19 protein-coding genes are annotated in these 21,454 nt (G+C 73.4%); 11 read left to right on the top strand and 8 right to left on the bottom strand.

Annotation, left to right across the window (positions count from 1 at the left end):
- Positions 1-78: 78 nt before the first annotated feature.
- On the bottom strand, positions 79-972 hold the full coding sequence (locus tag ACWER9_RS05980) for a hypothetical protein (RefSeq protein ID WP_452300718.1): 894 nt from the start codon (positions 970-972) through the stop codon (positions 79-81).
- Between the two features lie 150 nt (positions 973-1,122).
- On the opposite strand from ACWER9_RS05980, the gene ACWER9_RS05975 reads away from it, so the two are divergent.
- From ACWER9_RS05975 to ACWER9_RS05955, 5 genes are all read left to right on the top strand, one after another.
- On the top strand, positions 1,123-1,791 hold the full coding sequence (locus ACWER9_RS05975) for a class I SAM-dependent methyltransferase (protein WP_452300717.1): 669 nt from the start codon (positions 1,123-1,125) through the stop codon (positions 1,789-1,791).
- Positions 1,792-1,800: 9 nt separating this feature from the next.
- Positions 1,801-2,979: a cytochrome P450 gene (locus tag ACWER9_RS05970; protein ID WP_452300716.1), complete on the top strand. Its 1,179-nt coding sequence runs from the start codon at positions 1,801-1,803 to the stop codon at positions 2,977-2,979.
- Between the two features lie 35 nt (positions 2,980-3,014).
- A complete protein-coding gene (locus ACWER9_RS05965; protein ID WP_452300715.1) occupies positions 3,015-3,881 on the top strand; it encodes a polysaccharide deacetylase family protein in 867 nt (288 codons plus the stop codon).
- A gap of 69 nt (positions 3,882-3,950) precedes the next feature.
- A complete protein-coding gene (locus ACWER9_RS05960; protein ID WP_452300714.1) occupies positions 3,951-4,883 on the top strand; it encodes an ABC transporter ATP-binding protein in 933 nt (310 codons plus the stop codon).
- On the top strand, positions 4,880-5,701 hold the full coding sequence (locus ACWER9_RS05955) for an ABC transporter permease subunit (protein ID WP_452300713.1): 822 nt from the start codon (positions 4,880-4,882) through the stop codon (positions 5,699-5,701). Before ACWER9_RS05960 ends, ACWER9_RS05955 begins: the two co-directional genes overlap by 4 nt.
- A 38-nt stretch (positions 5,702-5,739) precedes the next feature.
- Here ACWER9_RS05955 and ACWER9_RS05950 read toward each other — a convergent pair whose 3' ends face one another.
- The 4 genes from ACWER9_RS05950 to ACWER9_RS05935 are packed head-to-tail and all read right to left on the bottom strand — an operon-like array spanning position 5,740 to position 9,937.
- Entirely contained in the window at positions 5,740-6,417 is a 678-nt protein-coding gene (locus ACWER9_RS05950; RefSeq protein WP_452300712.1) for a response regulator, read from the bottom strand.
- Positions 6,417-7,988 carry a sensor histidine kinase gene (locus ACWER9_RS05945; RefSeq protein WP_452300711.1) on the bottom strand — a complete coding sequence of 524 codons (1,572 nt, stop codon included), beginning with the start codon at positions 7,986-7,988 and terminating at the stop codon, positions 6,417-6,419. The genes ACWER9_RS05950 and ACWER9_RS05945 overlap by 1 nt, the downstream gene beginning before the upstream one ends.
- 54 nt (positions 7,989-8,042) lie before the next feature.
- Positions 8,043-8,768 (bottom strand): dethiobiotin synthase, encoded by a 726-nt coding sequence (gene bioD / locus ACWER9_RS05940; protein WP_452300710.1) that lies wholly within the window; start codon positions 8,766-8,768, stop codon positions 8,043-8,045.
- Positions 8,765-9,937 carry an 8-amino-7-oxononanoate synthase gene (locus tag ACWER9_RS05935; RefSeq protein ID WP_452300709.1) on the bottom strand — a complete coding sequence of 391 codons (1,173 nt, stop codon included), beginning with the start codon at positions 9,935-9,937 and terminating at the stop codon, positions 8,765-8,767. The genes bioD and ACWER9_RS05935 overlap by 4 nt, the downstream gene beginning before the upstream one ends.
- A gap of 206 nt (positions 9,938-10,143) precedes the next feature.
- On the opposite strand from ACWER9_RS05935, the gene bioB reads away from it, so the two are divergent.
- From bioB to ACWER9_RS05915, 4 genes are all read left to right on the top strand, one after another.
- On the top strand, positions 10,144-11,139 hold the full coding sequence (gene bioB / locus ACWER9_RS05930; RefSeq protein ID WP_452300708.1) for a biotin synthase BioB: 996 nt from the start codon (positions 10,144-10,146) through the stop codon (positions 11,137-11,139).
- A gap of 5 nt (positions 11,140-11,144) precedes the next feature.
- A complete protein-coding gene (gene bsaP / locus ACWER9_RS05925; protein ID WP_452300707.1) occupies positions 11,145-11,336 on the top strand; it encodes a biotin synthase auxiliary protein BsaP in 192 nt (63 codons plus the stop codon).
- Between the two features lie 4 nt (positions 11,337-11,340).
- A complete protein-coding gene (locus ACWER9_RS05920) occupies positions 11,341-11,847 on the top strand; it encodes a GNAT family N-acetyltransferase (RefSeq protein ID WP_452300706.1) in 507 nt (168 codons plus the stop codon).
- A gap of 86 nt (positions 11,848-11,933) precedes the next feature.
- Complete coding sequence (locus ACWER9_RS05915) at positions 11,934-14,087, top strand: acyltransferase family protein (RefSeq protein WP_452300705.1); 2,154 nt, start codon at positions 11,934-11,936, stop codon at positions 14,085-14,087.
- A 63-nt stretch (positions 14,088-14,150) separates the two neighbouring features.
- On the opposite strand, the gene ACWER9_RS05910 is transcribed toward ACWER9_RS05915, so the two are convergent.
- Positions 14,151-17,054, bottom strand: a complete 2,904-nt coding sequence (locus ACWER9_RS05910; protein WP_452300704.1) for a glycoside hydrolase family 9 protein — start codon at positions 17,052-17,054, stop codon at positions 14,151-14,153.
- Between the two features lie 435 nt (positions 17,055-17,489).
- Here ACWER9_RS05910 and ACWER9_RS05905 point away from each other — a divergent pair, with 435 nt between their 5' ends.
- Both ACWER9_RS05905 and ACWER9_RS05900 read left to right on the top strand, forming a co-directional pair.
- The gene (locus tag ACWER9_RS05905; RefSeq protein ID WP_452300703.1) at positions 17,490-19,055 is read left to right on the top strand and encodes an aldehyde dehydrogenase family protein; all 1,566 of its coding nucleotides are present in this window, start codon (positions 17,490-17,492) and stop codon (positions 19,053-19,055) included.
- 65 nt (positions 19,056-19,120) lie between these two features.
- On the top strand, positions 19,121-19,519 hold the full coding sequence (locus ACWER9_RS05900) for a VOC family protein (RefSeq protein WP_452300702.1): 399 nt from the start codon (positions 19,121-19,123) through the stop codon (positions 19,517-19,519).
- Between the two features lie 8 nt (positions 19,520-19,527).
- Here the strand turns inward: ACWER9_RS05900 and ACWER9_RS05895 are convergent, their stop codons facing one another.
- Positions 19,528-20,592 (bottom strand): GNAT family N-acetyltransferase, encoded by a 1,065-nt coding sequence (locus ACWER9_RS05895; RefSeq protein ID WP_452300701.1) that lies wholly within the window; start codon positions 20,590-20,592, stop codon positions 19,528-19,530.
- 89 nt (positions 20,593-20,681) lie between these two features.
- Positions 20,682-21,383, bottom strand: a complete 702-nt coding sequence (locus tag ACWER9_RS05890; RefSeq protein ID WP_452300700.1) for an amino acid-binding protein — start codon at positions 21,381-21,383, stop codon at positions 20,682-20,684.
- Between the last annotated feature and the right edge of the window lie 71 nt (positions 21,384-21,454).

Below are 21,454 nucleotides of genomic sequence, written 5' to 3'. Positions count from 1 at the left end.
CACCGTGGGGCCGGCGGGTGTCCGCCGGCCCCACAACCCCCGATCAGCGGTACACCCGGGGACGCGCCAACCCCCCGATCAGTAGGGCGCCCGACGCCACGGGTCGGCTACGGCCGGGCGCTCCCAGCGCCGGTCCACCGGCGGGTCGTCGGTCTCGGCGAGGTCCCCGGCCGCAGCCCGGGTCAGGTGCCGCAACCGCAGCAACAGCCCCACCCCGAGGAAGAGCAGCAGCCCGCCGAGGAGGAACGCGAGCTGCACCACGCCGAACGCCCCGGACTGCGAGACCGGACGGCTGGCCGCCGGTGGCGGGGCGTCGGCCGGCTCCTCCACCACCGACTCCTCCGTGACCGTGCTCTCGTCCTCGGTCGGCGCGCTCGCGGACTCGGTGGGCCTCGGCGGGGTCGCGGTCGGCTTCGGCGCCCTGGTCGGGACGCCACCCACCCCCACCACCGAGCGGGTGGCGGTCTGCCGGGCCAGCAACCGCCGGTTGGCGTCGTACGCCTCGGCGGCGAGGGTGACCCGCCCCTGGGTGACGTCCTCGGCGAACGCCACCCGGTAGCGGGCCGTTACCGTACGGCCCGGGCAGAGCGTGCCCGGGTCGAGCTGCCGGTCGGTCAGCCGGGCCACGTCACCCTCGGTGCGGATCTCCAGCGGGAAGTCGCCGGTCTCCTCCACCCGGTCCATCTTCACCTGGTCGAGCCGGAGGCCGCCCTGCACGCTGAGCACCATCGACCAGCGCACCTTGGCGCACCCGCCGCGCCGATCCGTCTGGGAGACCACAGCGGAGATCGTCCGCACCTGTTCGCCGGCGGTGAACCGCCCCGGCAGGCCACTCATCTCGGTGGTGAAGGCCGCCTGGGCCGGTGCGGCCACCGCCAGCTCCACCCCGCTCAGACAGGCCAGCACCACCCCAGCCCTCAGCGCATACCGCCACACCGTCACCACCGCCGCCCTCCGTTCGGTCGCCTCCACCCCGCAACGCTAGAAGTGGGGCACCGGCCCGACCAGACGGGTGTGTTCGCACCGGGCGGCAAGGACGGGGTGGGTTTTCACCGACCGTGGTGAACCGGTCACCGCAGCCCCGCGACACGCCGGACGTCGGGCCGCTGGGAGAATCACACCGTGTCCGAGCTCTCCAGCACGTTCGTCCGGCTGCACGCCCGGCTGGCTCCGGTCCCGTTCGTTCCCGAGGTGCGGCTGCACCAGGCGGACGAGCCGATCGGGTTGTGGGAGCTGACCGAGGGCGAGTTCTCCAGCGACCGACCGCCGCCGTTCTGGGCGTTCGCCTGGGCCGGCGGGCAGGCCCTGGCCCGCTACGTGACCGACCATCCGGAGCTGGTCGCCGGCCGCCGGGTGCTCGACCTCGCCTCCGGCTCCGGCCTGGTGGCCATCGCCGCCGCCCGCGCCGGCGCGGCGTCGGTACGGGCCGTCGAGGTGGACGAGTTGGCGGTGGCGGCGGTCGCCCTCAACGCCGAGGCCAACGGGGTACGCGTCGACGCCGAGTTCGGCGACATCCTCGACGGCGATGCCGGGGACGCCGAGGTGGTGCTCGCCGGGGACGTCTTCTACAGCGAGGCGATGGCCCGCCGGGTCCTGCGGTTCCTGCTGCGCGCCACCCGGGCCGGCGCGCCGGCGCTCGTCGGTGACCCCGGTCGGGCCTTCCTGCCTCGGGACCGCTTCGACGAGGTGGCCGGGTACGACGTGCCGGTGCCGGAGGCGCTGGAGAGCGTGCGGGTGAAGCGCACCACCGTCTGGCGGCTGCGCGCCGGGCTGCCGGGGGCTGCCGGCTAGCGTGTCCGGGTGCTGTTCCGCAGCTGGGCGCAGGTGACCGACCCCGCATGGCCGGACGTGGCCCGGGTGCCGGACCACGTCGGCGGCACCCATCTGGTCGTGACCCGGCACGCGCTGGTCCGCCAGGTCCTCGCCGACCCGGTCACCTACCGGCCGGACAATGCGCTGGACGCGGTGACGCCGATGCCGGTGACCGCGCTGCGGGTGCTCGCCGGGCACCGATTCCGACTGCCGCCGACCCTGGCGAACAACTCGGGCGTCAGCCATCCGCAGATCCGGGCGATTGTCGCGGCGGCGTTGCACCCCAGCCGGGTGGCCGCGCAGCAACCCTGGCTCACCGCGCTGGTCCGGGACCGGGTCGCCCGGATCGGCGCCACGCTCGACGCCGGTACACCCGTCGACCTGTACGCGGACCTCGCCGCCGACCTTCCGCTGCTGGTGCTGGCCCGGCTTGTCGAGTTGCCGGACGCGCCTGTCGACGCGGTCAAGGAGTTCGCCCGCGCCGCGCTCGAGTTGTTCTGGGCGCCACTTGACGGCGACCGACAGGTGGCGCTCGCCGCCGAGGTGGGCCGGTTCCACCGCGTACTGCGGGAGTTCGCGGCCGTCGGTGGCGGGTTGGCCGCCGAACTGCGCGCGGCCGGGCACCCACCGGACGTGGTGGTCGGCGCCCTGTTCTTCCTGTTGGTGGCCGGGCAGGAGACCACCTCGCAGTTCCTCACCCTGCTGCTGCACCGGCTGGCCGGAGAGCCCGCGGTCCGGGCCGGCCTGCGCGCCGGCGAGGTGGCGGTGGCCGACGTGGTGGAGGAGGGGTTGCGGCTGGAGCCTCCGATCGTGACCTGGCGGCGGGTGGCGGCCACGGAGAGCACGCTCGGCGGCACGCCGGTGCCGGCCGGCAGCAGCCTGGTGCTGTGGCTGGGCCGCGCGGGTCGGGACCCGGAGGTCGTGGAGTCGCCCGACGAGTTCCGTCCGGGCCAGCGGGGGTCGCGCCGACACCTGGCGTTCGGGGCGGGTGCGCACCGCTGTGTCGGGGACGTGCTGGCCCGGATGGAGGCCGCCGTGGTGGTGACCGAGGCCGCCCCGCTGCTGGACGGCGTGAGCGTGCTCCGGCCGCCCTGGTGCCCGGACAACCTTACCTTCCGGATGCCGGACTCGTTCGTGGTCCGCCGTTCCCCGGGGGCACCGGGCTGACCGGATCCTGACCTCCGCTCGGTATGTTTCCGGGCGTGTCAGCCATCACCACCCGTCGGATCCCCGCCGTAGCAACACTTCTGGCCCTGCTGGCGTTGACCGGTTGCGCAGTCGGGCCCGGCCACCCGGCACACGCCCGGCAGGTCACCGTGGCCCAGCCGACGCCGTCCACCCCGGCCCCGTCGGCCTCGCCGTCCCCGACCGCGAAGCCCGCGTACAAGAGCCTGGCCTGGTACGTGTCCCAGGTGCCGACGTTTCCCGAGGCTCCGCTTCCGCAACCGGTGCCGCTGCCCGCGACCGGTTCGGCCGCGTTCTGGCACCGCCTGCCGACCGACCAGAAGGTCGCCTTCATCACCATCGACGACGGTGGGCTGGCCCGCCCACCAGGGGTGATCGACTTCATCTGGGAGGCGCGCATCCCGGTGACGATGTTCCTGAACTCTCCGGCGGCGGCGGAGCACACCGACTACTTCCGGCAGATCGAGGCGGTGGGCGGGGTGGTGGAGAACCACACCATCCACCACAACTCGCTGGCCGGGCGCTCGTACGCCTATCAGAAGCAGGAGATCTGCGGTGCCGCAGACCGGCTGGAGGGGCTGTTCGGCAAGCGGCCCACGCTGTTCCGGCCACCGTTCGGCGAGCACGACAGCACCACGCTGAAGGCGGCACACGACTGCGGCGCGAAGGCCGTCTTCCACTGGACCGAGACCGTCCATGAGGGGAAGGTGCGCTACCAGACGCCGGAGAAGGTGATCCAACCCGGCGACGTGCTGCTGATGCACTTCCGACCGGCGCTGATGGACGACCTCCTCGCGGCGTTGAAGGCGATCCACCGGGCCGGTCTCACGCCGGCGCTGCTGGAGCAGTACGTACGTACGGTGACCAGCCCGCCACCGACCTGACGAAAGTCAGGGACGGGTGGTGCCGTTCGGGCGCGGTGCGACAGCGGGCCACTCGCCTAGCGTCAGCGCATGATCACATTACGTGGCTTGACCAAACGGTTCGGGTCGACCGTCGCGGTCGACTCGTTGACAGTCGACGTCGCGCCCGGCCGGGTCACCGGCTTCCTCGGCCCCAATGGTGCCGGCAAGTCCACCACCATGCGGATGATCCTCGGGCTGGACCGTCCCACCGCCGGGCAGGCCCTGGTGGGCGGGCGCGCGTACCGGGAGTTCCGCCGGCCGCTGCACGAGGTCGGCGCGCTGCTCGACGCCCGGGCCATCCACCCGGCCCGCTCCGGCCGGGCGCACCTGCGGGCCATGGCGCAGAGCAACGGCATTCCGACTCGCCGGGTCGACGAGGTGCTGGACACCGTCGGGCTGGACGGGCGGGCCGCCGGCAAGCCGGGCCGGACACTCTCGCTCGGCATGGGCCAACGGCTCGGCATCGCCGGTGCGCTGCTCGGCGACCCACCGGTGCTGATGTTCGACGAGCCGGTGAACGGGCTCGACCCGGACGGGGTGCGCTGGGTGCGGCAGCTGATGCGCTCGTTGGCCGACGAGGGGCGTACGGTCTTCGTCTCCAGTCACCTGATGAGCGAGATGCAGCTCACCGCCGACCAGCTCGTGGTGATCGGCCGGGGACGGCTGCTCGCCGACGCGCCGATCGGCGAGGTGATCGCCGGCGGCACCGTCGCGGTCCGGGTCCGCAGCCCGCAACCGGACGGGCTGGACGCCCTGGCCGCGCGCCTGACCGCCGCCGGGGCGAGCGTCGAGGCGGCCGACCGCACCGAGCTGACCGTCACCGGCGTCACCGCGGGCCAGGTCGGCGACCTGGCCCACGAACTGGGGGTACGACTGCACGAGCTGAGCGCCCACACCGCGTCGTTGGAGCAGGCGTTCATGGAGCTGACCGCCGACAGCGTCGAGTACGCGGGCGGCCCGATCGAAGGTGGGCAGCGATGAGCGCGCGGACCGACACGGGCACCCGCCCTGCCATCGCTCCGTCCGCCGGTGCGTCGGCAGTGTTCCGGGGGGCGGTGGCCGCCGAGTGGACCAAGCTCGCCTCGGTCCGCAGCACCTGGTGGACGGCGCTGGCCGGCGTGGTGGTGATGGCGGCGAGCGCCGGCCAACTGGCCATCTACGCCGCGAACGACAACACCAACGACGACCCGACCGACGACCGGGGGATCGTCACCGTCGGCAGCGTGCTGATCGACTCGGTCGAGCTGACCCAGTACGTGGTGCTGGCGTTGGGCCTGCTCGCGATCACCTCCGAGTTCACGAGCGGCACCATCCGGCCGACGTTGCAGTGCACCCCGTCGCGCGGTCGCGTGCTGCTGGCCAAGGCCGTCGTCACCGGCGCGGTCACCCTCGCGCTCGGGCTGCTGCTCGGCGTCGTCGGCGCCCTCGTTGCCCGGCCGGTGCTCGGCGAGTGGGGCCGCGCCCCGGCCGTCGAGACACTGGGCGACGTCGCGGCGGTGGCGACCTACCTGGCGCTCGTCGGCGTGCTCGCCCTGGGCCTCGGCGCGGCCCTGCGCAGCGCGGTGCTCACCATCGTCGTGCTCCTCGCCACCCTGATGATCGTGCCGCTGTCCCTACAGGAGCCGGACATCGACGTGCTGACCCGGATCGCCGACGTGTTCCCCGGTGTGGCCGGCCGGCACTTCATTGCCGGCGACACCGAGCCGTACCCACCCCTGGTCGGGCTGCTCCTGCTCACCGGGTGGGCCGGCGCGGCGCTGCTGCTGGGCCGGGCCGCGCTGCGTCGCCGCGACGCCTGAGACGGGCCGGGGCTGAGCGGGGGTCACCCGGCCCCCGCTCAGCCGTCGACCAACCCCGCCTCGTACGCGAGGATCGCCGCCTGCACCCGGTTGCGCACCTCCAGCCGGGTGAAGATGCTTGTCAGGTAGCTCTTCACGGTGCCCTCCACGAGGTGCAGCCGGCGGGCTATCTCGGCGTTGGAGAGGCCCGCCCCGACCAGGGCCAGCACCTCCCGTTCCCGCTCGGTCAGCCCGGCCGTACGGTCCCGGGCGGCGGGTCGGCGGGCCAACCGGCCAGCCCCCAGCTCGATCACCCGGCGGGCCACCCTCGGTGACAGGTACGCCCCGCCGTCGGCGACGGCGTGCACCCCGGCGATCAGCTCACGCGGGTCGCCGGCCTTGAGCAGGAACCCGTTGGCACCGTGCCCGAGCGCCCGGGCCACGTGGTCGTCCTCACCGAACGTGGTCAACATGATCGTCGCGGTGTCCGGTGCGACCCGGCGGATCTCGGCGGCGGCGGCCAACCCGTCCAGCCGCGGCATCCGGATGTCCAGCAGCGCGACCCGGGGTCGGTGGGCACGAACCAACTCCACCGCCGCGTGCCCGTCCCCGGCCTCGGCGACCACCTCGACACCGGGGTCGCTGGCCAGGATGGCCCGCACGCCGGCCCGGATCATCGCCTCGTCGTCGGCCAACACCACCCGGATCGGCGGCGTCCCCGTCGTGTCGGTGTCCACTAGACGATCCACTCCTTGCTGACCAGCCGGCCGTCGGTGAAACAGAGCCGCCAGGTCGGCTCAGCGAGGGGAAAGTTGCCGTCGGTGTAGTACTCACAGCCGGCCCGGTCGGACCCCACGGGTCGTTCCAACTGCCGCCGGGGCAGCCCAACCAGCTCCGACCTGGCCGCGCCGACGCGCAACTGGTCGAAGGTGGCCCGGTCCAGCACCGTCCCGGCGGTCGCCACCGGGTAGTACACGAACGAGAGCACCAGCGCGAAGCCGACCGGCGCGACGAGCGCCACCAGCAGACTGCGCCGGACGCGCCGACGGGCGTCGTGCAGCCGCCGCTCGGCATCCACCGGCCGCTCCGGCGAACCGAGGTGCTCGCCCAACCGCGACGCCACCCCGATCTCGGACGCCGACCCGAGCGCCTCCGGCGGCGGCGCACCCGCCGGCAACACCGCCCGTACCGCGAAACCGCCCTCGGGCCGGGGACCGGCGTCGAGCGTTCCCCCCGCGAGGCGCACCCGCTCGGCGAGGGCGAGCAGCCCACTGCCCTGCGACGCCGGAGCCGGCAGCGGCCCGGCCGGCGCAGCCTCGTTGACGACTGTCACCTCGACCCGGTCGCCGTCGCGGGTGAGACTCACCTCGACCGGGGCACCCGGCGCGTACCGGGCCGCGTTGGTCAGCGCCTCCCGGACGATCCGGTGCGCCGCGTGACCGGCCATCGCCGGCAGCTCCGCGACCGCCGGGGCGGCGTCCAGCCGCACCGCCATGCCGGCCTCGCGGGCACCGTCGACAAGCTCCGCGACGGTCTCCCCACTCGGACGCAGCGACCCGCCCGCCTCCTCGCGGAGCACCCCGATGATCTCGTGCAGCCGCTCGGTGGCGGCGGCGACGCTGGCCCGCAACTCCCCCGCCGCGACCCGGTGCCGGTCGTCCAGGTCGGCGGCGACCTCCAGGGCGGCTGCGCGCACCGCGATCAGGCTGAGGTCGTGACCGAGCGAGTCGTGCATCTCCCCGGCGATCCGGGCCCGCTCCCGCAACCGGGTCCGCTCGGCGGTGCCCCGCTGCTCGCGGGTCAGCGCGTCGACGTGCCGGCGACCGGCGTCGGCCAACTCCTGTTGCTGGCGGCGGTACCGGCCGACCAGCCAGGGGAACACGGCGGCGAAGAGGAGCACCGAGGCGAGCAGGAACCAGGTGGCCGCGCCGGTGCCGAGCAAACCCAGGTTGAGCGCCGTGCCACCGGCAGCGATCAGCGCGAAGACCAGGATCGCCGGGCCCGCGGTGGCGCTGCGCCGCCCGGCGAGATAGCTGAAGACCGGAATGGCGAACACGAAGTTGCCATCGACAAGCGACCCGGACACCACCAGCACCAGGGCGACCAACGGCTGCCGTCGACTCGCCACCACCGCCACGCCGAGCAGCAGCAGCTTGCCGACCAGCAGCGGCAGCGCGTACCGCGAGTAGGGCGGGCTGGCCCCGGCATAGCCGACCGGGGCGGCCACCACCACCCAGAGCAGCACGTCCAGCAGCAGGCGACGCCGCCGGTGCAGCCACCCCGGCGGCGCGGCGTCGACAATCCGCACGGCGGTCAGGCTACCCACGTGCGACCTGCACGGACACCGACGAAAGTCAGGTGTTCAGCCGCTCTCCTCGGCCCAGACCCGCCAGTCGTCGAGCACACCGTGCAGGGCCGGGGTGAGCCAACCCGGCGCGGAACGCCGGAACACCCCCGGGTCCATCGCCCCGGCGCCGTCGGGCAACGCGCCGAGCAGGTTCGGCACCAGGTCGGTGAGGTTCGTCCAGTGCACCAACTCCGGCCTGGCCGGCCAGGCACCGATCACCACACCCGCCGGCACCGCCCGCCGGTCCAACGCCTCGAGGGTCAACGCGGTGTGGTTGAGCGTGCCCAACCCGGCCCGGGCGACCACCACCGCGGGCGCGCCGAGCGACACCGCCAGGTCGGCCATCGTCCACGGCTCACCCGAGGGCCGCAGCCCCATCGGCACCAGCAGCCCACCCGCGCCCTCGACCAACACGAGATCGTGCTTGTCGGCCTCCGCCCGGACCGCGTCCACCGCCGCGTACAACTCCAACGGCGGCAGGTCGGCCACCCGCGCGGCGGCCAACGGGGCGAGCGGGTCCGGGTAGCTGGCCAAGGTCCGACCGGTCAGCGGCGCAGCGAGCCGATTGACCGCGTCCACGTCACCGGGCTCACCGCCGGCCGTGCCGGTCTGGCCCGGCTTGACCACCGCCACCCGCAACCCGGCAGCCTGCGCGGCAGCCGCGATCGCCGCGGTCACCACCGTCTTGCCGACCTCGGTGTCCGTGCCGGTGACCAGAACCGACCCCGCCCACCCGCTCACGGCGCCGTCTCCGTTCGCGACCGCGGGGCGCTCACGGGCGCCGTGTCCACTATGACGTCCAGCGCCCGCTCGAACGCCGCCCGGGGCACCCCCGCGCTGACCGTGAGCCGCAGGCGGGAGCGGCTGTCCGGGGTGGACGGCGGCCGGAAACAGCCCACCGCGACGCCCCGGTCCCGGCAGGCCGCGGCCCAGGCGGTCGCCGCCTCCGGCCCGGGGGCGGTCACCGAGATCACCGCCGCGTCCGGCGCGGAGACGGTGAGCCCGGCGGCCCGCAGGCGACCGACCGCCAACCCCACCCGGTCGGACAGCTCGGCCCGCAGGTCGTCACCGGCCTGGGCGAGCCGCAGCGCGGCGTGCACACCCGCGGCGACCGCCGGCGGCAGTGCCGTGTCGAAGATGAACGTCCGCCCGGTCTCGATCAGGTGCCGAACGAACTCGGCCGGGCCGGCGACGACGCCTCCCGCGCCGCCGAGCGCCTTGGACAGGGTGGCGGTGACCACCACGTCCGGCTCGCCGGCCAGCCCGGTTGCCGCCACCGCGCCCGCGCCGGCCGGGCCGGTCAGGCCGAGCGCGTGCGCGTCGTCGACGAGCAGCAGCGCGCCGTGACGGCGGGCCACCGCGTGCAGCCGGGCCAGCGGGGCGAGGTCACCGTCGACCGAGAAGACCGACTCGGTCACCACCACCGCCGGCCGCCCGGGAGCGGCCGCGAGCGCGGCGGCCACCGCGTCCACCTCGGCGTGCGCCGTGACCACCGTCTCCGCACCGGAGAGGCGGCAACCGTCGATCAGCGACGCGTGGTTGTGCGCGTCGGAGACGAGCAGCGTCCGGGGTTGCACGAGCGCCCGCAGCGCGCCGAGGTTGGCCAGGTAGCCGGAGGAGAAGACGAGGGCGCCGTCGGTGCCCAGCCAGCCGGCCAGGTCCTCCTCGAGCGCCCGGTGCGCGTCGGTGGAGCCCCGCACGAGGCGCGACCCGGTCGCCCCCAGCCCGTACGCCGACAGTGCCGCCGTGGCCGCGGCGGTGACCTCCGGGTGGGTGGCCAGGCCGAGGTAGTCGTTGCCGGCCAGATCGGTCATCTGCTCGTCGGCCGGACGCGGGTGCAGTCGCCGGGTGAGCCCGGCCTTCGCCCGCAGCTGCGCGCGGCGGTCGAGCGCCGCCAGCCAGTCCGCCACCGTCACCCTCCCCCGCTGTGCGTGCCGGTCGGCCCGGACACCCGCCGGGCGAAATTACCACCCGCCGCCACCGGCCCGACGAATCCACTCGGTGCGAGCTGTCCCACGGTCTGGCAGGTCATTCCGGCTGACCGGGCGGTCCGGGGCCGGTGTCGGGGCACCTGGCCGGCCCGGGACTTTGGCACCGGCCTAGTAGGGTACGAGCCATGCCAGAGATCCTCGACCAGGCCCGGACCCAGGTCCTGGGTGACGGTGTCGGCCTCGACCAGGCCGGCATCCTCGCCGTGCTGAACCTGCCCGACGAGCACCTGCCCGCCGCCCTCCAGCTCGCTCACGACGTGCGGATGCGCTGGTGCGGCCCGGAGGTCGAGGTCGAGGGCATCGTCTCGCTGAAGACCGGCGGCTGCCCGGAGGACTGCCACTTCTGCTCGCAGTCGGGCCTGTTCACCTCGCCGGTGCGCTCGGTCTGGCTGGACATTCCGTCGCTCGTCGAGGCGGCGAAGCAGACCGCCGCGACCGGGGCGACCGAGTTCTGCATCGTCGCCGCGGTCCGCGGCCCGGACGCCCGGCTGATGAAGCAGATGCGCGAGGGTGTCGCCGCCATCAGGGCGGCTGTCGACATCCAGGTCGCCGCGTCGCTGGGCATGCTCACCAAGGAGCAGGTCGACGACCTGGTCGACATGGGTGTGCACCGCTACAACCACAATCTGGAGACCTGCAAGTCGTACTTCCCCAACGTGGTCACCACGCACTCGTGGGAGGAGCGCTGGGAGACGCTGCGGATGGTTCGCGACTCCGGCATGGAGGTGTGCTGCGGTGGCATCCTCGGCCTCGGCGAGACCGTCGAGCAGCGGGCCGAGTTCGCCGCGCAGCTCGCCGAGTTGAACCCGCACGAGGTGCCGCTCAACTTCCTCAACCCGCGCCCGGGCACGCCGCTCGGCGACCGCCCGGTGGTGGAGGGCAAGGACGCGCTGCGGGCCATCGCCGCGTTCCGGCTGGCCATGCCGCGCACCATCCTGCGGTACGCGGGTGGTCGCGAGATCACCCTCGGTGACCTCGGCACCCGCGATGGTCTGCTCGGCGGCATCAACGCGGTGATCGTCGGCAACTACCTGACCACGCTTGGTCGACCGGCGACGGCCGACCTGGAGCTGCTGAACGAGCTGAAGATGCCGGTCAAGGCCCTCTCCGCAACGCTGTGACGACGATGACCACGACCGAGCTGTGGTGCGACAGGTGCGGTGAGTCGGCGACGGCCACCGGCCACCCGGCCTGCGCGTCGGCCCGCCAGTTGGAGCCGCCCCGGTTCTGCCCCGGCTGCCGACGCCGGATGAAGGTGCAGGTGCTGCCGGTGGGCTGGTCGGCGGTCTGCGTCGAGCACGGCGAGATCCGGGGCTGAACCGATGCTGCGAGGGCGGGCGGTGACACTGCGACCGGCGACGGTCGCGGACGTGCCGGCCCTCGCGGCGATCCGGGCAGATCCGGAGGTACGACGGTGGTGGCGGGGCGGCGACGACCTGGCCGACGCCGTCCGCGCCGACCTCGCCGACGACGACCTGCACGTGTACGCGGTCGAGCACGACGGCCGGGTGATCGGCGCGATCCAGTGGTACGCCGAGCCGGACCCGGACTATCGGCACGCCAGCCTGGACGTCTTCCTCGATCCGGCGGAGCGCGGCGCCGGGCTGGGCGGTGACGCCATCCGCACGCTGGCCCGGCACCTGATCGACGAGTACGGCCACCACCGCTTCACCATCGACCCGGCGGCGGCGAACAGCGCCGCCATCCGGGCGTACGCGAAGGTTGGTTTTCGCCCGGTGGGGGTGCTGCGCCGCTACGAGCGTGGGGCGGACGGCCGCTGGCACGACGGCCTGTTGATGGACCTGCTCGCCGACGACCTCGTGGAGTAGGTCAGTCGTCCACCCGGCGCGACGAACGGTTGCCCTATTTGTCGCATTGATGCCGAAACACCCGTATCGGGCTTATCGTGCCTTGAATGAGGGTGGAGACGACGAGGCCGGACGCGAGCGCCGGCCCGGTCCTCGCGGGCCGGTTCCGCGGCGACATCGAGGGGCTGCGGGGGCTCGCGCTCGTGCTGGTGCTTGTCGGTCACGCGGGCCTCTCGGCGCTCCCTGCCGCGTTCGTCGCCGTCGACGTCTTCTTCGTGATCTCCGGCTTTCTGATCACCGGGCTCCTGGTCGACGAGATCCGCCGGACCGGCGGAATCCGCATCGTCGACTTCTACGCCCGCCGCGCCAAGCGGTTGCTTCCGGCCGCCACCGTCGTCCTCGTGGCGAGCCTCCTGCTCACCTACCTGTTCCTGCCCCCGATCCGCTGGTCCGCGACCGCCCGGGACGCGCTGGCAAGCGCCGCGTACGCGATGAACTGGCGTCTGGTGGAGCAGTCGACCGACTATCTGCGCTCGGAGGAAGCCCCGAGGATCCTTCAGCACTTCTGGTCGCTCGCCGTGGAGGAGCAGTTCTATCTGGTGTGGCCGGTGCTCCTGCTCGTCGTCGCCATGCAGGTCTCCCGCCGCACGGTCCGGCGTACCGGCGCGCGACAGCCGATCCCGCGCAGTCGGGCGGGCCGACACCGCAGGCCGTTCCTCGGCGACCGGGTGTCGGGGTGGCTGCTCGCCGCCTTCGCCCTGGTCGGCGTCCCGTCGCTGGCCTGGTCCATTCACCTGAGCCAGACCGAACCCGCGCGGGCATACCTGGTCACCACCACCCGGATTTGGGAGCTGGCGCTCGGCGGTGGCCTGGCGATCATCGGTGGGCAGCTGACCCGGCTGCCGCGGTCCGTCGCGATCGTGCTCGGCTGGGCCGGTATGGCCACCGTCGCCCTGGCCGCGGCGCTGATCCGGCCGGAGACGGCCGCCTACCCGGGGTATCTGGCGTTGCTGCCAACCCTCGGCGCTGTCGCGATCATCGCGGCCGGGCCCGGCGCCGGACGGTACGGGCCGGCCGTCCTCCTCAACAGGCGGCCGACGCGCGCGGTCGGCGCGGTGTCGTACTCGTGGTACCTGTGGCACTGGCCGCTGCTTGTGGTGGCGGAGGCGCGGTGGGGGCCGCTGGACACCACCGCCGGGCTCGCGATGATCCTCTGCTCGGCGGTCCCGGCGGTGCTGACCTACCACCTGGTGGAGAACCCGTTCCGGTACGCACGGATCTCCAGGGCCCGGGTGCTGCGAATGGGGCTGGTCGCCACGAGCCTCACAGTCCTCACCGGAGTCGGGCTCCACCTCGCGGTCCGACCACCAGGCTCGGGCGAGGCGCCACTCGCCGGGGCCGGCACACCGGGTACGGCTCCCGGGGACGGGCGGGCGGCGGCTCCCGTGGACCGGTTCGCCCGCATCACACCCGACCCGCTCGACGCCCGCGACGACCTGCCCGACGTCTACCGGGACGACTGCGTCACCCAGGCCCAGGACGCGAGCCTACGCAGCTGCACCTACGGCGACCGGAACTCGACGGTCGAGGTGGCACTTGCCGGCGACTCGCACGCGGCGCACTGGGTGCCGGCCCTACAGGTCATCGCGGCCGAGCGCGGTTGGCGGCTTGTCACCTACATCAAGACGACGTGTTCCTTCCTGACCGCGCCGATCAGCATCGCCGGGCGGTCGGACCACAGCTGCACGGAGTGGAACCGCAACCTCCGGAGGGCGCTCACCGGTGAGCGCCGACCCCGGCTGCTCATCGTCTCCAGCGTGACCCAGATTCCGCTTGTGGGGGGCAGCACACCGCCACCGGGCCCGGCGACGGCGGACGCGCAGACGGCGGCCCTGTCGCAGACCTGGTCGGAGCTGACCGGGGCCGGCCTGCCGCTGGTGGTCATCCGGGACACCCCGTCGTTCACCGTGGACATGGCCGAGTGCGTGTCGGCGCATCGCGAGCGGCTCACCACCTGCGCGCAGCCCCGGCAACGCGCGCTCGCCTGGGGCATACCGCAGGAGCGCGCCGCGGCCGCGCTACCCGCCGTACGCCTGGCCAACCTCAACGACGTCATCTGCCCCAGCGAGCGGTGCCCGGCGGTGGTCGACGGGCTGCTCGTCTACCGGGACGCGCACCACCTGACCGCCACGTACGCCCGCAGCCTCGCACCGCGGCTGCACGACCGGTTGCGTCACCTCGCGGCGGAACACCTGCCGTGAGCGAGCAGACCGTGGGCAGTTGCCGTCCGCGCGGAACGGCAACTGCCCACGGTCTCGTCGCGGTCAGGCGACGGTGCAGGGGGTGTTGTTGACGGTGAAGGCCGTCGGTTTCGGGTTGCTGCCGCTGTACGTGCCGTTGAAGCCGAAGCTCACCGACGCGCCCGCCGCGATCGTGCCGTTGTAGGACAGGTTCGTGGCGGTGACCGCCGCGCCGCTCTGGCTGACCGCCGCCGACCAGCCCTGGCTGACGCTCTGCCCACCGGTGAAGCTGAACCGCAGGGTCCAGCCGTTGATCGCGGTGGTGCCGGTGTTGGTGATCGACACGTTGGCGGTGAAGCCGCTGCCCCAGTCGTTTGTGGCGTACCCCACGGTGCAGGTGCCGCCGACCGGCGGGGCCGCGGTGGTCACCGCGACCGGCGCGGACGCCGCGGAGGTGTTGCCGGCGGCGTCCACGGCCACCACGTAGAACTGGTACGCCGTCGACGCGGTCAGCCCGGACACCGCGACCGTGGTGCCGGTCGGCGAGCCGACGAGCGCGTCGGTCGTGCCGGCCTCGCGATAGACCCGGTAGCCGGTGACGCCCACGTTGTCGGTGGACGGGGTCCAGGCCAGGGTGAGCCCGGTGGCGGTGACGGCCGAGGCGACCGGCGTGCCGGGGGTGCTCGGCGCGGTGGTGTCGGTGGTGCCGGCGGGCGGCGTCGTCACCGTGAGCTTCGGTGCGGCGGCCGACGTGTTGCCGGCGCCGTCGCGCGCCACGACGGTGAACTCGTACGACGTCGCCGGCAGCAGCGTCGTGATGGTCAACGTCGTGCCGGTGACCGGCCGGACCACAACGGTGTCGCTGTTGACCTGGACTTCGCGGACCTCGTACCCGGCCAGGCCGCTGCCGCCGCTGTCGGTCGACGGCGTCCAGGTCAGGGTGACGGTGCGGGGCCCGAGGGCGGACGCCACCGGGGTGCCCGGGACGGTCGGCGCGGTGGTGTCCGGCACCACCGGACCCGGCTCCTCACCCCACACCCGGGTGGTGCCGGAGTAGAGCGGCACCTTCCGGTTGGGCCCGGCGGTGGTCTGGTACGACGGGTCGTTCGTCGGGTCCCAGGTGCCGCCCTCCGGCACACCGACCTTGAACTGCACCTCCATCCGGTGCTGCGACTGACCGGCCGGGGCGATGGTGTACCCGGTGCAGTCCACCTCGACGTACCAGATGTCGCCGCTGTACTGCCTGGCCGTGGTCGGCGACGGGCAGCCCTGGGTGTAACCGGAGGTCACCTGCACCGGGCCGGTGCCGTCGGGCCGGAAGTAGTACCGGAACTTCCCGTCGGTCAGCGCCCGGGCCGGAAACGCGGACTTGTTGTAGACCATCACCTTGAGCCCGGTGGCGCGCGGCTCGGCCTGCGCCACGGTGGTCTCCACGGTCAGCTCGTCGATGTCCGGCGTCTCGGCGACCGGGAAGTTCGCCAGCGGCGTGCCGCCGTACTCGGAGGTCAGCCGGACCAGCGCGGACGTGAAGCCGGCGTTGTAGTCGGTGGCCACCTCGTTCATCACGTAGTCCGACCGGCTGTCGCTGTACGCGTCGTTGGCCGAGGACGGGCCTCCGACGAGCGCGCCGTAGAGGGTGTGCCGGGTCTCGACGGGGACGGTCTGGCTGTCCCACCAGGAGCCGTGCGCCGTGCGGTGGTGCGGGTTCTTCGGTGCGTTGGCGCCGAACCCGATGACGTAGCTGGAGTTGCGCGGGTTGTCGCCGAGCGCGTAGTTGATCTGCCGGACGGCGAAGTCGTGGTAGCGCGCCTTACGGGTGGTGTCGGTGGTCTTGTCGCTGTAGACGAGCGCCGCGAAGGAGGTGTTCGCGGCGTAGCGCAGCGCGCCCCACGAGTCGAGCACCGCCATCCCGCCGGGAGAGTACGGAACCCGCTGCCCGTTCACCCCGACGGTCCAGTAGTCCAGCCACCGGTTCGCGTCGTCGACGTACTTCTGCTTGCCGGTCAGGTTCGCCAGCAGCACGTACGCGCCGAACTGCTTGTTGTCCCAGGCGATCGTCCACTTGTAGGAGCGGGTGGTGGTCTGGTTCTCGGTGCCGAGCTTGTCGTACTCACTCTCGGCCTTGGTCAGGTAGCTGGCCTCGCCGGTGGCCCGGTGCAGCCAGATCGCGGCCCACACCAACTCGTCCTGCCAGCCGCTCCACGAGCGGTAGAAGCTCGTGGCGTCGGTGATGCACTCGTGGTAGGCCTTCCGCACGGTGTCGGCGAAGGTGTAGAGCTGCCGGGCGTGGCCGAGCAGCTTGTCGGCGTAGGTCGCGTCGGTGGGCCGGAACACCATCGAGGAGGCGGCCATCGCGGCCGCCGTCTCCCCCGCCAGGTCCGCGCCGCCACAGCTCGCATCGATCCTGTACGCGGGCCGCGCCATCGGCATCACCTCGGCCGGGCCCCACCACTTGTGGTCGTCGTCGCCCTTGCCGACCTGCCCGTAGAGGACGTTCGCCGACGGGTGCGCCTTGACGAAGTAGTCGTTGACGAAGCGCAGGTTGTTGAGCAGGTGCGGCAGTTGCCCGGAGGAGGCGTAGCCGCTGCGGTACTCCACCGCGCCCCAGGCGAGCATGGTGGCGCTGAACGCCATCGGGAAGCCGAACTTCACGTGGTCGCCGGCGTCGTACCAGCCGCCGCTGAGGTCCAGACCCGCGCCCGCGCCGTCGGTGAGCGCGCTGTCCCCACGCCAGGAGACCCGGTTCCAGTCGGGCAGTTTGCCGGACTGCTGCGCCTCGTAGAAGAGCAGCGACTTCTGCAACGCCTCGGCGTAGTTGTAGGTCGCCGCCGGCGCGGCGGAGGCGGGCCCGGACGGCGGCGCGGTCACCGCGAGGGACGCGCCGGTGAGCAGCGCGACGCCGAGGGCCAGCAGCCGCCGCGGCCAGGGCTGGTCGGCGGCCGGTGACCGGCCGGGCTGGCCGCTGAACGGCCGGGTCAGGTGGCGCATGGCGGGCTCCTGTCGAAGGCGCCGCCGGCGGTCGCACCGACGCGGGACGGCGTACGGGCGGCACGACCGCCGGCGGCAGCGGGGGTGGCGGTGTGGACCACGGGGCCATGGAAGCGCTCCCATGGATAACCGACAATGTAATGGTCGGGTCGGCGGTTGGGAACCCTGCCGCTTGGGACGGGGTGCGCGGGGCGCTTTCCGTACTCGCGAGTAACCACTGCGGACCATCTCATAACATAGATTGCTGTCTATTTGTGGCCGACGTTTGCGCAGCTCAGACCGAACGGCTCGGGCAAGATCTTCGCGCCGTTCGAGCGCTCCGACGGCCAGCCAGACAAACGTACTGTTGCTGACCGACTACGGGGCGCGAGACAGTACCGATCACCAGCGGTGCCGTCGACGCCGCCGCTCCCCGGTCAACCCTGAGGAGAAGCGATGGCTCTACGACTCGCCGACGGCACCGCCTGGACCGACATCCTGGCCCGCGCGGTGGCCGTCACCCCGGAGGCGTTCGGCGCCGAGGTCGACGGCGTCACCACCCTGCACAATCTGGTCGAGGGCGAATGGCAGGAGGTCGGCCACCCCGCCCCGGTGCGCACCCCGGTCGACAACACCGTCCTCGTCAACCTGCCCCGGCTCGACGCCGACACCGCGCGTGCCGCTGTCGCCCACGCCGCGACAGCGCACCGGGCCTGGGCCCGGACCCCGCTTGCCGACCGCAAGGCCCGGGTCGCCGACGCCCTGGGCTCGCTCACCACCCACCGCGACCTGCTCGCCCTGCTGCTGGTGTGGGAGATCGGCAAGCCGTGGCGGTTGGCCTGCGCCGACGTGGACCGGGCGCTCGACGGCGTCCGCTGGTACGCGGGCGAGATCGACCGGATGCTCGCCGACGGTCGCGAGCCGCTGCCCGGCCCGGTCAGCAACATCGCCTCCTGGAACTACCCGATGAGCGTGCTGGTGCACGCCGAACTGGTCCAGCTCCTGGCCGGCAACGCAGTCATCGCCAAGACCCCATCGCAGGGCGGCGCGGTGTGCCTGTCCGTCGCCCACGCGCTGATGCGCCGGGCCGGGCTGCCCGCCACGCTCGTCTCCGGCAGCGGCGCGGAGTTGTCCGAGGTGCTGGTCCGGGCACCCGAGATCGGCGCGGTGGCGTTCGTCGGTGGCCGGTCCAACGGTGGCAAGGTGGCCGCCGCACTGCTCGACAGCGACAAGCGGCACCTCATCGAGCAGGAGGGTCTCAACGCCTGGGGCATCTGGAACTTCTCCCAGTGGGACCTGCTCGCCACCCACCTCAGGAAGGGCTTCGAGTACGGCAAGCAGCGGTGCACCGCGTACCCCCGGTTCGTGGTGCAACGCGACCTCGTCGACGATTTCCTCGACATGTACCTGCCGGTCGTCCGCTCGGTCCGCTTCGGTCACCCGCTCGCCGTCGGCGACGACTGGGCCGCCGGTGACCCGCTGCCCGAGCTGGACTTCGGGCCGCTGATCAGCGCCGCCAAGGCCGACGAGCTGCGCCGCACCGTCGACGAGGCGGTCCGCGGCGGTGCGATCCCCCTGCACCGGGGCAAGCTCACCGGCGCGCCGTTCCTACCCGGGCAGGACACCTCGGCGTACGTGGCGCCGTCGGTGCTGCTCGCCCCGCCCGGGCGGTCCCGGCTGATGCACGCCGAACCGTTCGGGCCGGTCGACACGATCGTCGTGGTGGACACCACCGACGAGTTGCTGGCCGCCATGAACGCCTCCAACGGCGCGCTTGTGGCCTCGCTTGCCTGCGACGACACCGACGAGGCCGGCAAACTGGCGGTGGACCTCCAGGCGTTCAAGGTGGGCATCAACAAGCCGCGCTCACGCGGTGACCGGGACGAACCGTTTGGCGGCCGGGGCGCCTCCTGGAAGGGCGCGTTCGTCGGCGGCGACCTGCTGGTGCAGGCCGTCACCGTCGGCGGCGAGGGGCGGCTCTACGGCAACTTCCCCGACTACAGCAGCTACCCCAGCACCTGACGACCGGGCCCCTTGTGGAGGCTCGCCGCGCACAAGGGGCTCTCGTCGCGACGTACCGTCGGGAGATGGCACTGATCGCACAGCTCTCCCTGGGCGTGGCCGACGCCGAACGGGCCGCAACGTTCTGGGCCGAGGCCCTCGGCTACCGTCGCCGCGAGCCCCGATTCACCGGCGACGAGTGGATCGTGCTGGAGCCGCCGCGCGGGGTGTCCGGCGCAGCCCTCGCGATGGACCTCAGCGAGAGCCCCGTGCGGGAGTTCCCCCGGCTCCACCTGGACCTGGACGCCGGCGATCGACCTCTCGACGAGGAACTCGACCGGCTGCTCGCCATCGGCGCGCGGATCGTCGACTGGCGGCACTACCCCACCGACCCACACCCGACCGAGCCGCCGTACGTGGTGCTCGCCGACCCGGAGGGCAACCGGTTCTGCGTCTCCGGCCGCCGCGAGCCGCCCGGGCCCTGAACAGTGCTCTAGGCGAACGCGCCCGTCCGGTCCGCCCCGGTGGGGACAGCGAGCGGCACGGTGAGAGTGAGCAGCCCGTCGTCGCGTTCCACAACTGTGGGCCGGCCCAGCCGGTGCAGCGTCCGCAGCAACGGTTCGTTGCTGGCCTGCGCGTGCAGCACCAGCGCCGCGTACCCGGACCGGTCGGCGTGCAGGACCAGCCGGCGCAGCAACGCCGAACCGAGCCCACGTCGCTGCCAGTCGTCGCGCACCAGCAGCGCCACCTCGGCCTCGTCGCCCTCACCGAGCAGGTTCGCCATGGCGACCACCGACTCGGCCGTGCCGTCGCCGCCGGTGGTGGTGGCGAGCAGGGTCAGCCCCCGGCTCGGCTCCAGCAGCCGACGCAGCCGGGCCGGCTGCGGTAGCGCCGCCCCGCCCAGGTAACGCCGCTGCCGGCTGCGCGGTGAGCACCCCTCGTGCAGCTCCACCACACCGGACAGGTCACCGGCGTCGGCCGCTCGGACCGCCACCTCAGCGCCGTCGGGCAGCACCAGGGTGACCTGTTCGGCGGCCCGCCGCGCCACGGTGGCGGCCAACTCGACAAGGGCCTGCGCCCGCGCGTACTCCGCCGGGGTGAAGTCGGGCGCGGCCCGACGCAGCGCGAACGAACCGCCCGCCGGGTCGGCGAGCAGCATGCTGGCCCCGCTGATCCCCCGTTCGACGCCGGCCGACGCGGGACGCCAGCTGACGACGTCGGCGGCGAGCAGGGCCCGCAGCGCCTCGCCCGTCGCGTCCGGGTCACGCACCAGCCGGTTCGCCAACCCGAGCACCCGGGTAGGCTGGTCGGCCAGGCCACGCGCCTCGCTGCGCGCCACCCAACAGTCCCGACCTCGACCCCGCTCGACGGCGGCGACCAGCCCGGCCTCGTCGAGCGCGTCCGGTGCGTCGACGAGGAAGTCGTCCACCGCGCCCTGCTCGGTGGGCTGCACCTGCACGGTGAGGATGTTGACCCCGCGCAGCGCGAGGCTCGCCGTGAGCACCGACAGGTAACCCGGCCGGTCGTCCACCGTCGCCCGGATCCGCCACAACGTCATGGTTGGCTCCCTTCCCCGGTAAGAGCCTCACCCCCGCCTGTTGCCGCCCGGTTGCCCGGCCGTGTCGGCCCGGGAACTCCTCGGGCCGCTCAGGGGCCGGCGACCACCGGCGGCGCGCCGACGAGGTCGAGGCGGTCACCGAGGATCACCGTGCAGGCGCGGACGAGCTGGGTGAGCCGGTCCACCTCGGTGCTGTGGAAACCCGCCGCGGAGAGCGTCTCGCTGCGCTCGCGGGCCACCACCAGCACCAGGCCCGCCCGGCCGAACGGCGCGACCGCGTGGTGGGTGCCGTCGGGCGTGGTCATCGACCGACCACGCAGCGGGGTCACCTCCGGCAACCGCGGGGGTACGGGGGCACGCCAGCTCGCGTGCCCCACGGTCGCCCCGCCACCCCCGGTGCGCGAGGCCCAGTCGACCGGCACCACCGCGGCCACCGCCCAGTCGGCGGCCAGCAGGCCGGGCACCGCGTCGACGAGGGTGGCCAGCCCGTCCGCCGGGTTGGCCGCGACCTGGGCCAGCAGCTCCGCGTCCTGGCCGGTGGTGGTGGGCGCGCCGATCGCCCGCCACACACCGTCCACCCGCACCCCGGGAATCGCCGCGAGCCCGGCCAGCAGGCGCTCCACCCGCGCCGCACCTGGCCAGACCACGGTGAAGTCGTCCACCGCGCGCCCGCCGAGCCGTTCGAGGACCACCACCTGGACGATGTCCGCCCCGGAGACACCCAATGTGCGGGCGACCTGGCCGAGGGTGCCCGGACGGTCCGGCAGGGTGACCCGAACTCGCAGCAACATGTCTGTCCCTCCGCTCGGCGGGCCGGCGAACAGCGGCCGGCAGGCTGGTCCCAGCCTGGTAGTTGACCATT

The organism is Micromonospora sp. NPDC003944, from assembly GCF_053605225.1.
Note: the sequence above shows the minus strand (reverse complement) of the source record. Positions and strands in the feature narration are given on the sequence as shown.

Bases quoted from the DNA above. Each gene is read 5' to 3' on its own strand.
- ACWER9_RS05960 (WP_452300714.1), top strand. From the start codon at position 3,951: ATGATCACATTACGTGGCTTGACCAAACGGTTCGGGTCGACCGTCGCG.
- ACWER9_RS05955 (WP_452300713.1), top strand. From the start codon at position 4,880: ATGAGCGCGCGGACCGACACGGGCACCCGCCCTGCCATCGCTCCGTCC.
- bioB (WP_452300708.1), top strand. From the start codon at position 10,144: ATGCCAGAGATCCTCGACCAGGCCCGGACCCAGGTCCTGGGTGACGGT.
- bsaP (WP_452300707.1), top strand. From the start codon at position 11,145: ATGACCACGACCGAGCTGTGGTGCGACAGGTGCGGTGAGTCGGCGACG.
- ACWER9_RS05920 (WP_452300706.1), top strand. From the start codon at position 11,341: ATGCTGCGAGGGCGGGCGGTGACACTGCGACCGGCGACGGTCGCGGAC.
- ACWER9_RS05915 (WP_452300705.1), top strand. From the start codon at position 11,934: ATGAGGGTGGAGACGACGAGGCCGGACGCGAGCGCCGGCCCGGTCCTC.
- ACWER9_RS05910 (WP_452300704.1), bottom strand. From the start codon at position 17,054: ATGCGCCACCTGACCCGGCCGTTCAGCGGCCAGCCCGGCCGGTCACCG.
- ACWER9_RS05905 (WP_452300703.1), top strand. From the start codon at position 17,490: ATGGCTCTACGACTCGCCGACGGCACCGCCTGGACCGACATCCTGGCC.
- ACWER9_RS05900 (WP_452300702.1), top strand. From the start codon at position 19,121: ATGGCACTGATCGCACAGCTCTCCCTGGGCGTGGCCGACGCCGAACGG.
- ACWER9_RS05895 (WP_452300701.1), bottom strand. From the start codon at position 20,592: ATGACGTTGTGGCGGATCCGGGCGACGGTGGACGACCGGCCGGGTTAC.
- ACWER9_RS05890 (WP_452300700.1), bottom strand. From the start codon at position 21,383: ATGTTGCTGCGAGTTCGGGTCACCCTGCCGGACCGTCCGGGCACCCTC.